The organism is Polyangium fumosum (assembly GCF_005144585.1).
GTDB lineage: Bacteria > Myxococcota_A > Polyangia > Polyangiales > Polyangiaceae > Polyangium > Polyangium fumosum.
This window is the reverse complement of the sequence record NZ_SSMQ01000003.1, coordinates 277,156-290,833: the sequence shown is the minus strand read 5'-3', so window position 1 is coordinate 290,833 and position 13,678 is coordinate 277,156. Positions and strand designations below refer to the sequence as shown.

Annotated in this window: 13 protein-coding genes; 8 read left to right on the top strand and 5 right to left on the bottom strand. The window is 69.2% G+C overall.

Annotation, left to right across the window (positions count from 1 at the left end; translation table 11 throughout):
- Window positions 1-39 precede the first annotated feature (39 nt).
- Window positions 40-1,893, top strand: a complete 1,854-nt coding sequence (locus tag E8A74_RS05085; RefSeq protein ID WP_136927769.1) for a hypothetical protein — start codon at window positions 40-42, stop codon at window positions 1,891-1,893.
- A gap of 76 nt (window positions 1,894-1,969) precedes the next feature.
- Here the strand turns inward: E8A74_RS05085 and E8A74_RS05080 are convergent, their stop codons facing one another.
- Both E8A74_RS05080 and E8A74_RS55955 read right to left on the bottom strand, forming a co-directional pair.
- Complete coding sequence (locus E8A74_RS05080) at window positions 1,970-2,236, bottom strand: HigA family addiction module antitoxin (protein ID WP_136927768.1); 267 nt, start codon at window positions 2,234-2,236, stop codon at window positions 1,970-1,972.
- Window positions 2,237-2,277: 41 nt separating this feature from the next.
- Entirely contained in the window at window positions 2,278-2,433 is a 156-nt protein-coding gene (locus E8A74_RS55955; protein ID WP_211365289.1) for a type II toxin-antitoxin system RelE/ParE family toxin, read from the bottom strand.
- Between the two features lie 208 nt (window positions 2,434-2,641).
- Between E8A74_RS55955 and E8A74_RS55435 the strand changes: the two genes are divergently transcribed.
- Genes E8A74_RS55435 through E8A74_RS05055 form a run of 5 tightly spaced genes read left to right on the top strand, consistent with a single transcriptional unit; the run spans window position 2,642 to window position 8,950 of the window.
- Complete coding sequence (locus E8A74_RS55435; RefSeq protein WP_269749857.1) at window positions 2,642-2,776, top strand: hypothetical protein; 135 nt, start codon at window positions 2,642-2,644, stop codon at window positions 2,774-2,776.
- Window positions 2,777-2,806: 30 nt separating this feature from the next.
- Window positions 2,807-3,832, top strand: a complete 1,026-nt coding sequence (locus E8A74_RS05070; protein ID WP_136927767.1) for an AAA family ATPase — start codon at window positions 2,807-2,809, stop codon at window positions 3,830-3,832.
- Window positions 3,829-5,940: a hypothetical protein gene (locus E8A74_RS05065; RefSeq protein WP_136927766.1), complete on the top strand. Its 2,112-nt coding sequence runs from the start codon at window positions 3,829-3,831 to the stop codon at window positions 5,938-5,940. Before E8A74_RS05070 ends, E8A74_RS05065 begins: the two co-directional genes overlap by 4 nt.
- Window positions 5,937-7,229 carry an ABC transporter ATP-binding protein gene (locus E8A74_RS05060; RefSeq protein WP_232379377.1) on the top strand — a complete coding sequence of 431 codons (1,293 nt, stop codon included), beginning with the start codon at window positions 5,937-5,939 and terminating at the stop codon, window positions 7,227-7,229. Before E8A74_RS05065 ends, E8A74_RS05060 begins: the two co-directional genes overlap by 4 nt.
- Window positions 7,226-8,950, top strand: a complete 1,725-nt coding sequence (locus tag E8A74_RS05055; protein WP_136927765.1) for an ABC transporter permease — start codon at window positions 7,226-7,228, stop codon at window positions 8,948-8,950. The genes E8A74_RS05060 and E8A74_RS05055 overlap by 4 nt, the downstream gene beginning before the upstream one ends.
- A gap of 19 nt (window positions 8,951-8,969) precedes the next feature.
- Here the strand turns inward: E8A74_RS05055 and E8A74_RS05050 are convergent, their stop codons facing one another.
- A complete protein-coding gene (locus E8A74_RS05050) occupies window positions 8,970-10,991 on the bottom strand; it encodes a YfbK domain-containing protein (protein WP_136927764.1) in 2,022 nt (673 codons plus the stop codon).
- Window positions 10,988-11,515: an RNA polymerase sigma factor gene (locus tag E8A74_RS05045; protein WP_136927763.1), complete on the bottom strand. Its 528-nt coding sequence runs from the start codon at window positions 11,513-11,515 to the stop codon at window positions 10,988-10,990. The genes E8A74_RS05050 and E8A74_RS05045 overlap by 4 nt, the downstream gene beginning before the upstream one ends.
- Before the next feature lie 129 nt (window positions 11,516-11,644).
- On the opposite strand from E8A74_RS05045, the gene lepB reads away from it, so the two are divergent.
- Window positions 11,645-12,424: a signal peptidase I gene (gene lepB, locus E8A74_RS05040; RefSeq protein ID WP_136927762.1), complete on the top strand. Its 780-nt coding sequence runs from the start codon at window positions 11,645-11,647 to the stop codon at window positions 12,422-12,424.
- Here lepB and E8A74_RS51920 read toward each other — a convergent pair.
- Window positions 12,421-12,978, bottom strand: coding sequence for a hypothetical protein (locus E8A74_RS51920; protein WP_170228866.1), 558 nt, complete (start codon window positions 12,976-12,978; stop codon window positions 12,421-12,423). The genes lepB and E8A74_RS51920 overlap by 4 nt on opposite strands.
- Window positions 12,979-13,104: 126 nt before the next feature.
- On the opposite strand from E8A74_RS51920, the gene E8A74_RS05030 reads away from it, so the two are divergent.
- Window positions 13,105-13,662: an NADAR family protein gene (locus E8A74_RS05030; protein WP_136927760.1), complete on the top strand. Its 558-nt coding sequence runs from the start codon at window positions 13,105-13,107 to the stop codon at window positions 13,660-13,662.
- Window positions 13,663-13,678 lie beyond the last annotated feature (16 nt).

The following is a 13,678-nucleotide window of genomic DNA, read 5'->3' as shown; positions in this document are numbered from 1 at the left end:
TGGCTGCCGCTCCCTGACGGCGGTAGAGATAGGATTCCCATGTCCCGCAACCCCGCGTCCAAGGATCAACGATTCAGCCAAGCCTTCACGCGGTTGGCAGGTCGCGTGCGGCGGCGCTTGGCGCTCGAACGGATGCTCTCGGGCGCGGCGCTCGGGCTCGTGATCGGCGCGGGGGCGGCCGCGGCGGCGTGGCAAACGCGGCACGGCCAGCTCCGGCCGTGGATGGCCGCGGGCGGCGCGCTCGGCGCGGCCGTCGGCGCGATCGTGGCCCGGCGCAAGCGCTGGCGCGACGAGGAGGTCGCGCTGTTCCTGGATGGACGCCTCGGCGGCAAGGAGTCGATCTCCACGGCGGTCGAGCTCGATCGCGAGGACGAGCGCGACGATCCGGCGCGCGCGGTGGTGCTCTCGCAGGCCACGACCGTGCTCGAAAAGGCGAACCCCAAGGACGCGCGGCCGCGGTTCGTTCGGGCCTACCACCTCGCGATCCCGCTCGGCCTCGCGGCGATCGGCTACATGAGCCTGCTGCCGCTGCCCGCGCTCCCGCCGCCGCCTCCGCCGCCGCCCGGCGCCGAGCAGGTCAAGCTCGCGGACATCAAGGGGCTCGACAAGATCATCGACCTCGCGAACGCGAACGCGCGCGACGACGCCCAGCGCAAGCGCCTCGACAAGATCGCCGAGGACGCGAAGAAGCTGCGCGAGAAGCTTCGGGACGGCATGGAGAAGCGCGAGGCGCAGGCCGAGATCGGCAAGCTCAAGGACGCCATCACGGCCGAGCGGCTCTCGCTCGGCGACGGCGAGCAGCGCCAGGGATTGGAGAGCGCGCTCGGCAAGCTCGCGGAGAACCCCGACCTCAAGGACGCGGCCAAGGCGCTCGGCGACAGGGATCTCGTCTCGTTCGACGACGCGATGGAGAGCCTCGCGAACAAGCTCGAAAAAGAGGACCGCGATCGCGCGAAGAAGACGCTCGAAGAGGCCGCCGAGGCCGCCCGCAAGCAAAACGCGCCGGACGTGGCCAAGGCGCTCGAGGAGCAGAAGAAGCGCCTCGAAGAGATGGCCAAGAAGAACGAGAAGCTGAAGGAGCTCGGCCAGGCGATCGGCGAAGGTCTGTCGGAAGACGCGAAGGAAGCGCTGAAGGATCTCGACAGCGGCAAGGCCGGCGGCAAGGAGCAGCAGAAGCTCGCGGAGAAGCTCGAAGAGGCGCTCGGGAAGCTGACGCCCGAGGAGCGCAAGCGGCTCGCCGAGAACATGAAGAAGCGCGCCGCAGAGATGAGCGGCGAGGAGGCGCCGGGCGAGGGGCCGAGCAAGGAGCAGCTCGAAGAGCTCGCCGAGGAGCTCGGGTCCGAGGAGGGCCAGAAGCGGCTCGCCGAGGAGCTGAAGAAGATGGCCGAGCCCGAGGCCGAAGGCAGCGAGGAGGGCGAGCGGCAGAAGCGGCTCGAGGATGCGCAGAAGGGCCTCGGCGAGGCCGAAGGGCAACTCGGCGCGCCGATGCCGATGCCCGTGCCCGGTCAGGGCGGCGGGAACAAGCCGGGGCAAGGGAACAAGGGCGGGCAGAAGCCGGGCGGGGAGAACGGGACCCCCGGCTCCGGCGGCAAGGACAACGGGCAGCCGTACGCCGGTCACAGCGAGGGCGGCGGTCCAGGCGACCACAAGGGCCAGACCGGCGTGGTCGACGGCCCGGGCGTCAAATCCCGCGCGACCGGCCCGATCAACAAGGGAAAGCCGATGCCGGGGCTCGTCATGGGACGGACTTCGGGGCGCGCGGGTGACACGGCGAACATCCAGGGGACGGGCGCGCTCGGGCAGGCGGCGGCGGGGGAGCTCGGGGCGATCGAGCGGAGCGACGTGCCCGAGGAGTACCGCGAGCAGGTCGGGCGCTATTTCCAGCCCAAGTAAACAAAAGCCTGGAACATCGAGCGGTTGTCATCCCGCTCGTATGTTCCAGGCATGCCAACGGTGTGTGCAGGCGGCTTCAGACGGCCAGTTTTCGCTGCGCCTCCCAGAGATCGCATCGAACTTGCAGATTCATCCAGAACTCTGGGGACGTCTTCAGCGCGCGCGAGAGGAGGATGGCTGTCTCGGCCGTGACTCCGCGTCGGCCGTGTACGAGCGCGTTCACTCGTTGGGTTGGCACACGCATCTTCGCGGCGAGCGTGAGCTGCGTCATGCTCAACGGCTTCAGGAACTCCTCGACGAGGACTTCGCCCGGCGTGGTCGGAGGTCGGTTCTTCGGTAGCATGCGGAAAATCCAATTATATCGAGCGCTTCGAGTGCTCGCGATCAGTGGTAATCGACGATCCGAACATCGGATGCTTGACCATCGGCAAAGCGAAAGACAACTCTGAACTGATCGTTGATTCGGATACTGTAAAATCCCGACAAATTCCCCAGCAGCTTCTCCAGCCGGTTGGCGGGTGGTGCGCGCAGGTCTTGCAAGTCGCGGCTTCGAGCATATCCAACTTCCTTCCTGCGGCCGGCCAGATGGTCGGTGGAACCTTTCTGGCGGCCTTGGTACTTGTCCCGTTGTAGATGTCTGCGGTCGTTTGATCGGCGAAATTTTTTATCAATCCCGTCTCCTTTGCAGTCGTTCCTCCGGAAAGGCCGGAAAGTTCGAAAGGTGCCGTGCCTATCACCTTTCGGTCTGATGCACAAGTTGTTTGGCCAACGTGCCGACGGGCGCGCTCGGGCAGGCGGCGGCGGGGAGCTCGGGGCGATCGAGCGGAGCGACGTGCCCGAGGAGTACCGCGAGCAGGTCGGGCGCTATTTCCAGCCCAAATGACCGCCGGGCGCGGCTACGCTGCGCCTCCGCATGACGACGACGGGCGACTTTCAGAAGAGGCTCGATCGGGCCCGCGAGGCGAGCGCGCGCCTCAAGGAAGCGATCGGGCAGGTGATCGTGGGCCAGGGCGAGGTCGTGGAGCAGGCGCTCTGGGGCCTCGTGGCCGGCGGGCACGTGCTGCTCGAAGGCGCGCCGGGGCTCGGCAAGACGCTGCTCGTGCGCACGATCGCGAGCTGCCTCGACCTGAAATTTTCACGCATCCAGTTCACGCCCGACCTCATGCCGAGCGACGTGACGGGCACGAACATCCTCGTGACCTCGGCCGACGGCTCGCGGCACTTCGCCCTGCACAAGGGGCCGATCTTCGGGCAGGTGGTGCTCGCGGACGAGATCAACCGCGCCACGCCGAAGACGCAGAGCTCGCTGCTCGAAGCGATGCAGGAGCACGCGTGCACGATCGGCGGCGTGCGGCACGCGATGGAAGAGCCGTTCTTCGTGCTCGCCACGGAGAACCCGATCGAGATGGAAGGGACGTACCCGCTGCCCGAGGCGCAGCTCGATCGGTTTCTGCTCAAAGTGATCGTGCCGAGCCCGACCGAGGACGAGATGACCGAGATCCTCACCCGCACGACGGGGCAACCGAAGGACGCGCCGCCGCGCGTGCTCGATCGGGACGAGGTGCTGGCGGTCCGCTCGGCGTGCCGCGACGTCGCCGTGGCCGAGCCGATCATGCGCTTCGCCTCGCGCCTCGTCCGCGCGAGTGATCCGGCGACGCAAGGCGCGCCCGACCTCGTGAAGCGCGCGATCCGCTACGGCGCGGGCGTGCGCGGCGGGCAGTCGCTCGTGCTCGCGGCCAAGGCCGTGAGCGTGCTCGAAGGTCGCGCGCACGTCTCGTTCGGCGATGTGCAGCGCGTCGCCAAGCCCGTGCTGCGTCACCGCTTGATCCGATCGTTCGAGGGCGAGGCCGACGGGATCACGACCGATCAGGTGGTCGACGCGCTCATCGAGAGCGTGCCCGCCCGTCCGGAGAACGTGGAGCAGGCGATCCGCCGATGAGGCTCCGCGCGCTCTCGCTGGTCCCGATCCTCGCGCTCGCGCCGCTCGCGACGCACGCCGAGCCCGCGCCCGTCGTCGCTGCGACCGCCATCGCAGAGGCGCCGCCGGCGCCGCCGCCGGGGCGCGCGAGCGTGTCCTTCGAGGTCGCGCCGCTCCTCGGCACGACCTCGCCGACGCCCGCGGGCTGGAGCGGGTTCCTCGTGCGGGTGCAGAACAACGAGGCCAAGCCGCTGCGGGGCGAGGTCGAGGTCCTGAGCCGGTTGCACTCGGACCAGATGCGCTTCCGCGCGACGGCGCCGTTCGTCGTCGGCGCGGGGACGAGCGTGATCGTCCGGCTGCCGACACACGGCAACGTGTACGGCGAGACGAACGTGGTCGCGCGGGACGACGCGGGCGTGGTGCTCGGCAGCCACACGACGGCCGTGACGAACATGCAGGAGCTCTTCCTGCTCGACGTCAGCGAGACCTCGCGGCTGAAAGGCGCGCTGCACGACGCCGCGATCTCGCCGCTCTACTCGCCGTGGGGCGGGTACGGCGCGTACGGCACGGGGCCGCAGCTCAAGGTGGGCGCGCCGCGCTTCGATCCGGCGACGGGGGATCCGATCCTGCCCGATCGCGCCGCGCTCTATGCGCCCGCGTCGGCCGTGCTTCTGCGCTCGGATACGCTCGTGAAGATCGGCGCGGCCGAGCTCGAAGCGCTGAGCGGCTACGTCCTCGCCGGCGGCACGCTCGCCGTGGCGCTCGCGCGCCCCGAGGATCTCCGGAGCCCCCTCCTCGCGGCGTTCGCGGGCGGCGAGATCACGCCAACGTCGCCGCACTCCGAGACGCTCCGGGAGCTCGTGTTGCCCGCGCCGCCCTCGAACGCCACGAAGTCGATCCCGTTCGCCGAGTCGGCGGCCGAGGAGGTCGGCAAGACGCTCGCTGGTTTCTCCGGGGGCAACCTGCACGGCAGCCGCTACGGGGCCTCCGCGACGTACGGGCTCGGCGAGTTTCACCTGCTCGCGTTTGATCCGACGCGCAAGCCCGCCGTGGACGACCCCTGGGTGCAAGCGCGTGTCCTCGATCTGACGCGCAGGGCCTTCGACCGGAAGAGTTCGATCGTCTACCGGCAGGGCGGCGCGCCCGGCACCGTGGACCTCGATCGTGTGCGGCAGGAGCTCGATCCGAACGAGAGCTCGCGCTGGGGGATCGCGGTGGCCGCGATCCTGCTCATCGCCTACGCGGTCCTCGCCGGGCCCGTGAACTTCACGATGCACGCGAACAAGGGCAAACCCCTGCGCGCGCTCGTCTGGCTGCCGATCCTCTCGGCGATCGCGTTCTTCGCCGTCGTGCTCATCGGCCTCTTCGCGAAGGGCCTGACGGGTCGCTCGCGTCACCTCACGCTCGTCGAAGCGGGCGCGGGGATGACGAAGGGCACGGCGCGGCGGTGGCGTGGCTTCTTCACGCCGCGATCGAAGGATCTCACCGTGCGCACGAGCGACGGTTCGAGCGTGGTCACGACCGCGGTCGTGGCTTCGCCCGCGACGATCGACGATCACATGCTCGTCGATCGCGACGGCGCGCGCCTCGTCGATCTCGCGATCCTGCCCTGGCAAACCGTGGTCGTGCGCGAGGACGGGTTCGCCGACGTGGGCGAGGGGATCTCGATCGTGCACGAGGGCGAGAAGGACACGGCCGTGACGAACCGGAGCGGCCATGACCTGCGGGCGGCGATCCTCATGCTGCCAGGCCTCCTGCCGCGGTATTTCCCGACGATCAAGGACGGCGAGCGGGTGCTCGCGAGCGCGGGCAAGGACTTGAAGACGGTGACCGCGGGGACGACGTGGATCCGGCAGGTGAACGGCACGCGGCGCGCGGGGACGCTCGATCTTCATCCGCTCAGCTCGGTCTTCGTGCGCCCGATCGTCGAGCCCGACGCGCCCGGCCTCGCCGAGGCGTGGCTCGCCGTCGAGCAGAGCGCAGGCGGGCTCGTGGACTGGTTCCCCGAGGACGTGCCGGTGCTGCTCGGTCAGCTCGACGGCGGCGAGGGCAAGACCTCGGACGCGGGCCTCAAGCTCGAACGGGATCGGCTGCTCGTGCGGATCGTCGGATACGGAGGTCGGCCGTGAGCGAGCCCGTCACGACGCCCGAGACCTGGGAGCGATCGCCCGCGACCGCGGCCCCGGAGCCGCCTTCGCTGGTCACGGCTTCATCGACGTTTGGGGGCTCCGCTCCGGCAAGCGGAGCTGCGTCCCCAAGCCCCGCGCCGCCGACGATCCGCGTGCGCCACCTCTGGCACCGCTTCGCGAACCGCGACGTCCTGCGCGACGTGACCTTCGACGTCGGCCCGGGCGAGATCTTCGGCTTCATCGGGCCGAACGGCGCGGGGAAGACCACGACGATCCGCGTGATGGCGACGCTGCTCGAGCCGATGGCCGGGCGCGTGGAGATCGACGGGATCGACGTCACGCTCGACCCCGACGCCGTGCGCAAGGTGATCGGCTACATGCCCGATCACGCAGGCGTCTACGATCGCATCACGGTGCGCGAGTACCTCGAGTTCTTCGCAGACTCGTTCCGCGTGCCCTCGATCAGCGTGGTCGACGCGGTCCTCGAGCTGACGGACCTCGGCAAGTTGCAGGATCGGCTCGTCGCCGAGATGTCGAAGGGCATGAAGCAGCGGCTTCAGCTCGCGCGTATCCTCTTGCACGACCCGAAGGTGCTCATCCTCGACGAGCCGGCGAGTGATCTCGATCCACGCGCCCGCATCGAGATCCGTGATCTCTTGCTGGAGCTGCGTGGCCTCGGGAAGACGATCTTCCTCTCGTCGCACATCCTCACGGAGCTGAGCGATGTGTGCACCTCGATCGGCATCCTCGAACGAGGTCGCCTCGTCGTCGCAGGTCCTATCCACGAGATCTCGGCGCGGCTCGAAGCGATCCGCGCAGCCGAGGCCCACGGCCACGCGCCGCCGCCGCGGTACGTGCCGCCGGGCGTGCGCGCGCTCGTGCCCGCGCAAGCCGCGCAAGCCGCGCCTGCTTCGCCCGAGGCCGCGGGCGTGGTGCAATCTGCGCCCGTCGCCGGCGCTGCCGTGGCCGCGACCGATCCGAGCGCGAGCGCAGCGCCGCAACCGCAAGCGCCGCAGCCGATCCCGCAAGCGCCGAGCGTTCGTCGGGTGAAGCTGCGTGTCCTCGGCAACCCCGAGGCCGCCGCGTACTTCCTGCGCGGCGGGCCCGGGATCGTCGAGGTCCACGTCATGGGCGGCCTCGTGCACGTGGGCTACACGGGCACGGAGACGAAGATCGCGGAGATGGTGACCCACCTCGTGCACCGCAACATCGGCATCGTGGGCGTGGAGCCGGAGAGGAACGAGCTCGAGCGCATCTTCCTCGAAGTCACGCGCGGAGACGTCCAATGAGCGCGCAGACCGGAACGGCAAGGGCCGCAGGCGCCTCGCTCCTGCATCGCCTGAAGGACGATCCGAACCCGATCTGGATCCGCGAGCTTCGCCAGTCCGCGCGCCTCGTCCGCACGCCGATCATCCTCTGCGTGCTCTCGATCCTGGCCACGCTGGCGATCGCCGCGATCGGCGGCCTCGTCTCGATCAACGAGAGCCCCGCGACCACGGGGTACGTTCTCTTCCAGGTCTTCTTCTCGCTCGCGTACTTCGTGGTCACGTTCGTCGGACCCGCGGTCGCGGCGAACGCGATCGCCTCGGAGCGCGAGGGCCGCACGTGGGAAGCCGTGATCCTCACGGGCCTGCGTCCCGCGGTGATCGCGCGCGGAAAATTCCTCGCCGCGTACACGTCGATCAGCATGTACGTGGTGATGCTCGCGCCCGTGGGCGCGCTGCCATTTCTTTTCGGCGGCGTCACCGCGACGGAGACGATCGTCGCGTTCGGGTTCCTGTTCCTCATCGCGGCGCTCGCGGTCGCCTTCGGGCTCGCGGTCAGCTCGAAGATGAACAGCCTGCGCGCCGCGCTCGTGGTCACGTTGATCTGCGCGGTGATCGCTTCGCTCAACGTCTACGGCTGGTTCGGCGTGGGCCTCTCGGTCGCCGCGCACGACGCCTGGTCCGGCGTGCCGGAAGGCCCGCCCGTCTGGCTGCCGACGGCGTACGCACGCGCGCCCTTCGATCTCACGTACGTCCTCTGCTTGATCATGCTGCCGATCGTCGCGACGGGCTTGCCCGCGTGGTTCCTCTACGAGGTCACGGTCGCGAACCTCACGAGCATCACGGACGATCGCTCGACGGGCCTCAAGCGCTGGTTCCTCGTGGCCGCGCCGGTCTTCGCGCTCTGCTCGGCCGCGCCCGTCGCCGCCGTCGCCACGCACCGTCGCCTGGAGGTCGCGATCGCGGGCATCTGCGTGCTGCTCGTGTTCCTGATGATCTCGGTCTACATCTTCCTCGGCGACTCGCTCGGGCCTTCGCGGCGCGTGCGGCTCCACTGGGATCGACAGGGCGTGGGCGGGATCAGGCGGCTGCTCGGGCCGGGCATCCTCGGCACGTCGATGATGCAGCTCTCTATGGCCGCCGTCGCGTTCCTGATGCCGGTCGCGGCCGGCATCCTCGCCGTGATGGACAACACGAACGCCGCGGAGGAGATCCAGCAGATTCTCCTCGTCGCGCTCTACGCCGGCTCGTTTTATCTGTTCTCCGTGGGGCTCGGCGCGCTTCTCCGAGCGCGGCTGAGCACCACGCTGCTCTCGCGTGTCTTGCTCCTCGCGGTGCATTTCCTCGTCACCGTGGGGCCGTGGATCGTCGCGGCGATCGCGGGCCTCTTCGCGTCGGCCTCGGGCCGAGGCGCGCTCATTGTGGCCGCGCCGTCGCCGCTTTATGTCTTCGTCGCGCTCGACGCGCTGGGGACGTCCGGCGAGGAGCTGCTCGTCGTGGCTTCGGTGGCGGCTTCGGTGGTGTGGGGCCTGTTCGGGCTCCTGTTCCTCACGCTCGCGCGGGGCCGCGTGAGGCGCGTCATCGCGGCGCACGAGGTCGCGCTCGGCGAGAGTGATCGGATCCTCGCCGAGGAGGACGCAGCGGCGGTGCGCGTGATGGAGGAAGCAGCGGCGGCAGCGGCGGCCGCGGCGGCAGCGCCCCCGGTGGCCGACGCGCCTGCGGTCGCGCCCGAGCCTGCGGGCTGAGCGAGGTCGCGCGGCCGGATCAAAGTTCACTGCAAAGCGAATCTCCGGGCTGGCACAACGACCCTTTGCGGGGCGGCGGTTTCCTGGGGGGTAGCTTGCGCCCTGTCTCGGGCGTGAACTCCACGAGTTCGAGCAGGTTCACGAAGCGGGCCCTGTGCCCGCCGGGATCGGTGCCGAGGCTTTTTTTGGCCATCGCCACGACATCCGCGAGCGTCATCTCGCCCTTGAAGGGCGAATCCCGCAGGAGCAGGCCGAATGCCGCCACGGACGCGGCGAAGTGGAAATCCGTGCTCTGCGTCCCCCGATACCTGTCGTCGATGAGCGGCACTTCGATCTCGCGGCTCGTTTGTCCCGTCGCATCCTTGTACCGCACCCGCAGCGTCAAGAGATACGGCACCGGCGGCGCCTCCGAGCCCCCCGAGGTGTCGGGCCTGGGTTCGAGCTCGTAGAGCGCCGTCACCGCATGCCCGGCGTAGAGATCGACCGGGCCTTTCCAGGCGTCCAGAAACTCGCGCTCCGGGCCCGTCCGATCCTCGTTGCCGATCAGCCGGAACGACCGCACGTACAACGGAGCGAAATCGACCTCGACCCGCACGTCCCTCGCGATCGGCGTGCGCGTCCCGAGGGCCTCGTCGACCAGCGCTGTGCGCGCGTCGTTCGGCCCGCCGATCGGCGCGAAGCTCCCTTTTCCTTCCTCGGCGAGGAGCTTCAGGGTTTGTCCTGCCGGGCCGTCCATCGGGCCGAAGCCGAGCGTCGACAGGGAAATGCCCGTCGTCGCCTTGTCCCGGATGAGCGCCGCGAGTCGGCCTTGCTCCGACCCTGCCGCGAATTGTTCGTCCGTCGCCAGGAAGACCCGGTTCACGCCACCCTCGACGAAATGCGCCTGCGCCGCCTTGAAGGCGCGCTCGATGGAATCGCCGGGCGAGGCCGCTCCGCTCGGTTCGAATCGATCGATGGCCGTGAGGATTCGGGGTTTGTCGTCGCCCGGCGTCGGGGGTAACCAGGGTTCTTGCGAGGGACCTCCGTGCTCGATGAGCGTCACCCAATCTTGCGCGTCGAGCCGCGAGACCACCCTGCGCAGGGCGGCCTGGAGGAGCGGCAGTTTGTCCGGATCTTTTGCGAAGCCCGGCGATTTGTCGATCACGAAGATCAGGTTCGCCGGGGGGCGGCGCGTCGAATCGAGCGGCGCTGCTTTCAGCACGAGCCGCACGAGCCTGTGCGACGGCGTCCACGGCGCGTATCCGACCTCGGCACGGGCGGCGAGCGGCTCGTCCCCGAACGGAGGCGGGTCCTCGTAGGCGAACGCATTGACGAGCTCGTCGACGCGCACGATGTCCTTCGGCGGCCTGCGTCCGGCTTCCTGGATGTACCGCTCGACGAGCGAATACGAGGCCGTGTCCACGTCGAGCGGGAACGTCGTGCGTGCGATGCTCGTCGTGTAGACGAACGGGTTCTCGTCGGCCCGCGGCTTCGATCGCGCGGTCAACCTGCGGGGCTTCGGGATTTGCGAAGGGACCCCGCCGCCTTGAGCCGCCCGCTCCTCCTGGAGCATTCTCAGAGCCTCTCGCCGCGTCGCATCGTCGATCTTCGTGTCGTCCTTCGGGCGCGGGGCCGTCGTCTTTTTCTTGTCGTTCTCCTTCTGCGGCGCCTCGAATGCCGTGGCGTCTTTCCTCGCTTGCTCGGTCACGGGTTCGGCATTGCGGCGCGCGAGCATGACCCCGATCGGAATGGAGACGAGCGCGACGGCCGCCGCTGCGAGCCACGACGGACGCAAGAGTCGCCTTCGGAGCGGCGCCACCTTGGGCATTTCCGTCTCGCGCGTGGCCTCCTCCAGCACCTTTCGCTGCTGGGCCGGGAGCTCCTTCGGCGCGCGCTCCGCGAGGCCTTCGCGCAGCATCTCCGCCGTCATGCGCAGGGCGTCGATCTCCGCGCGGATCTCCGGATCGCCGTCGAGGGCCGCCTCGATTTCGCGCGACTCTGCCTCGTCGAGCTCGCCGAGCACGTACGAGAGCAGGCGCGGATCGTCTTTCGAGAGCGTCATCGGTTCCTCCGCCCGGCTTCGCGGTCCTTTTTCTCCACCTGCTCGCGCAGCGCGCGCAGCGCCGTATGCAACAAAAACCCCACGTTCGAGACGCTCGTCCCGAGCACCTCGGCGATTTCTTGGTAGCTCAGGTCGCCGCTGAATTTGAGCAGGACCGCCTCGCGTTGTCGCTCCGGCAGGGTATCGAGCGCGCCGAGGACACGGCGCATCGCCTCCCGGCGTTCGAGGGCCTCCGTGGGCCCGGGTTGATTGTCCGGCATGACCTCGTCCACCTCCGCCACGGGCTCGACCTGTCGTTTGTCGCGCCGTACGTCGAGGGCCCGGTTCCGGCAGACCGTGAAGAGCCAGGCCCGGAGGTGCGGCTCCACCGCCGCCCGGTCCTGGTTGCACAAGCGCAGGAACGTGTCCTGCACCACGTCGGCTGCCTGGGCGGATCCCACGATGGCCGAGGCGTAGCGGAGCAAAGGGGCCTCGTAGCGCGAGAGCGCGAGAAGGACCCAGTGGCTCGTCGGTTCGCTCGGCATGGGCGCGAAAGAGCTGTCGTTCGCTCGAAGAACGGGGGGGCGGGAGGTTTCTTAGAGAAAAAAGGAGCGGGGTCGGGACTTTGTCTCGGGCGGCTTCTCGCGGGGCGCGGATCGAGGTAGGGGGCCCTCATGTCCGACGCCTCCTCGGCCCGCAAGACGCGTTTGGCGCAGGCGGCCTACGTGATCCTGGGCCTCCTCGTGCTGGCCTCCGTTGCGCTCGGCGTGATGATCAAGGTGTACAAGGTCCCGTCCGGGGCGATGATACCCACACTCGTTCCCGGGGACCACGTCTCCGCGACGCGGGGCGGCGAGGTGCATCGCGGCGACGTGATCGTGTTTCCGTTCCCCGAAAACCCGGAGCAGCTCTTCCTGAAGCGGGTGATCGGGATGCCGGGGGACGAGATCCAGTTCGTGGACGGTCGGCCCATCATCAACGGCTTTCGCGTCCCGCAGTGCCGCGTGGGCCTATACGATTGGGAGGGACAGACGCACGAGCTCTTCCTCGAATGGATCGGCGATCACGTGTACGGCGTTTTGCTCGACGGACCGGTCGACGGGGGGTCGTGCGAGAAGGACAGCGATTGCAGCGGGATACAATCGTGCCGGGGCGGGATTTGCGGGATGTTGCAAGGGCCGTGGCGTGTGCCTGCGGGGGAGGTGTTCGTCATCGGCGACAACCGGATGAACAGCCACGACTCGCGGAGCTGGAAGCATGGAATCGGGAGCGGCATGCCCATTTCCACGGTCATCGGGCGCGCGGGGAGGATCGTGAGCGGCGGTTTTTCCGGCCGCACGGCGGCGTCGGTGGACGGACCGCCTCTCCTGCCGGCCGGCGCGGCGTCGCTCGGGCCTGCGATGGAAACGTGCTTGAAGAAAAAACCGTCCGTGACGACGCCGCCCGCGCGTTAACGCGCGCGCCGCCTTCGCGCCGCGGCGATTCCGGTGCCGACGGCGACCATGGCGAGCCCGAGCCACGGCGCGGCCTGGTCGCCCACGGCGGTGCACGTGCATCCCTTCACCACGACGTCGCCCCCGTCCCCGCCTCCCCCCGCGCCGTCGCCCGCGCCCGCGCCGCCCGCGCCGCTGCCGCCGCTGCCGGAGCCCGCCTGGGCGCCGCCGACGCAGACCTTGATGGATTTGCACGTGCCGGTCGCGCAGGCGCCTGCCGCGTCGCAGGGCTCGACCACGATGGGCTTGAGCGGCGGGAGCGCGGCGTCCGGATCGAGCCAGCCGCCGACGCAGTTGATTTCCTGCATGCAAAACGAGCGATCCGCGCACGTGGCGCCGCCGCTGCAATCGGCGTCCGTCGCGCAGTTTCGCGGCTCGCAGTGCGGGCCGCCGTGACACGTTTCGCCCTCGCTGCCGTCGGGGCAATTCGTCGGGGGAGAGTCGACCACGTCGGCGAGGGCGGGCGTCGCGGCGAAGAGCGCAGCGGACGCAAAAAGCAAAGCGAATGAGCGCATGAAGTTTTCCTCCTCCGGCGCCAGGGCGCCGGTCTCGGGATCACAGTACCGCCGCAGCACACTTTGGTCCAAGGGGAACGGCGAGGACGCTTCCCCGCGCGCTTCGAGATGCGGTAGGATCCCGCCATGGACGTCGCCACCCTGATCGCGCGGCAAGATCGCGGCGAGCCGCTCGATTTCCTGTTCTTCTGGGGCCATACGCCGAGCAAAGACGGGACGCTGGGTCCTTTCATCTTGAGCCAATGGTATCCGGCGCCGTTCGTTGTGCGCGGACAGCGGTACACGGCCGCCGAGCATTTCATGATGGCCGAAAAGGCGCGGCTCTTCGGGGACGAGGCGACGCGCGCGAAGATCCTGGCGACGGAGGATCCGGGCAAGGCGAAGGCGCTCGGCCGCGAGGTGCATGATTTCGACGAGGTGCGGTGGCGCGAGCATCGGTTCGGGATCGTGGTGGAGGCGAGCCTCGCGAAGTTCGGCCAGAATGAAGCCCTCGGCGATTGGCTGCGCGGGACGGGATCGAAGATCCTCGTCGAGGCGAGCCCAAAGGACGCGATCTGGGGCATCGGGCTCGCCGCGTCGGATCCGCGTGCGACGGACCCTCGGGCCTGGCGAGGGCTGAATTTGCTAGGGTTTGCGCTCATGGACGCGCGCGAGGGGCTTGCCGGCGCGGCGCGTCCTCGATAGGCTCGGCCCCCGAGGC

Coding starts and splice junctions, on each gene's coding strand:
- E8A74_RS05070 (WP_136927767.1), top strand. CDS start 2,807: ATGACGACGACGGGCGACTTTCAGAAGAGGCTCGATCGGGCCCGCGAG.
- E8A74_RS05065 (WP_136927766.1), top strand. CDS start 3,829: ATGAGGCTCCGCGCGCTCTCGCTGGTCCCGATCCTCGCGCTCGCGCCG.
- E8A74_RS51920 (WP_170228866.1), bottom strand. CDS start 12,978: ATGCGCTCATTCGCTTTGCTTTTTGCGTCCGCTGCGCTCTTCGCCGCG.
- E8A74_RS55435 (WP_269749857.1), top strand. CDS start 2,642: ATGCACAAGTTGTTTGGCCAACGTGCCGACGGGCGCGCTCGGGCAGGC.
- E8A74_RS05085 (WP_136927769.1), top strand. CDS start 40: ATGTCCCGCAACCCCGCGTCCAAGGATCAACGATTCAGCCAAGCCTTC.
- E8A74_RS05030 (WP_136927760.1), top strand. CDS start 13,105: ATGGACGTCGCCACCCTGATCGCGCGGCAAGATCGCGGCGAGCCGCTC.
- E8A74_RS05050 (WP_136927764.1), bottom strand. CDS start 10,991: ATGACGCTCTCGAAAGACGATCCGCGCCTGCTCTCGTACGTGCTCGGC.
- E8A74_RS05080 (WP_136927768.1), bottom strand. CDS start 2,236: ATGCTACCGAAGAACCGACCTCCGACCACGCCGGGCGAAGTCCTCGTC.
- lepB (WP_136927762.1), top strand. CDS start 11,645: ATGTCCGACGCCTCCTCGGCCCGCAAGACGCGTTTGGCGCAGGCGGCC.
- E8A74_RS05045 (WP_136927763.1), bottom strand. CDS start 11,515: ATGCCGAGCGAACCGACGAGCCACTGGGTCCTTCTCGCGCTCTCGCGC.
- E8A74_RS05055 (WP_136927765.1), top strand. CDS start 7,226: ATGAGCGCGCAGACCGGAACGGCAAGGGCCGCAGGCGCCTCGCTCCTG.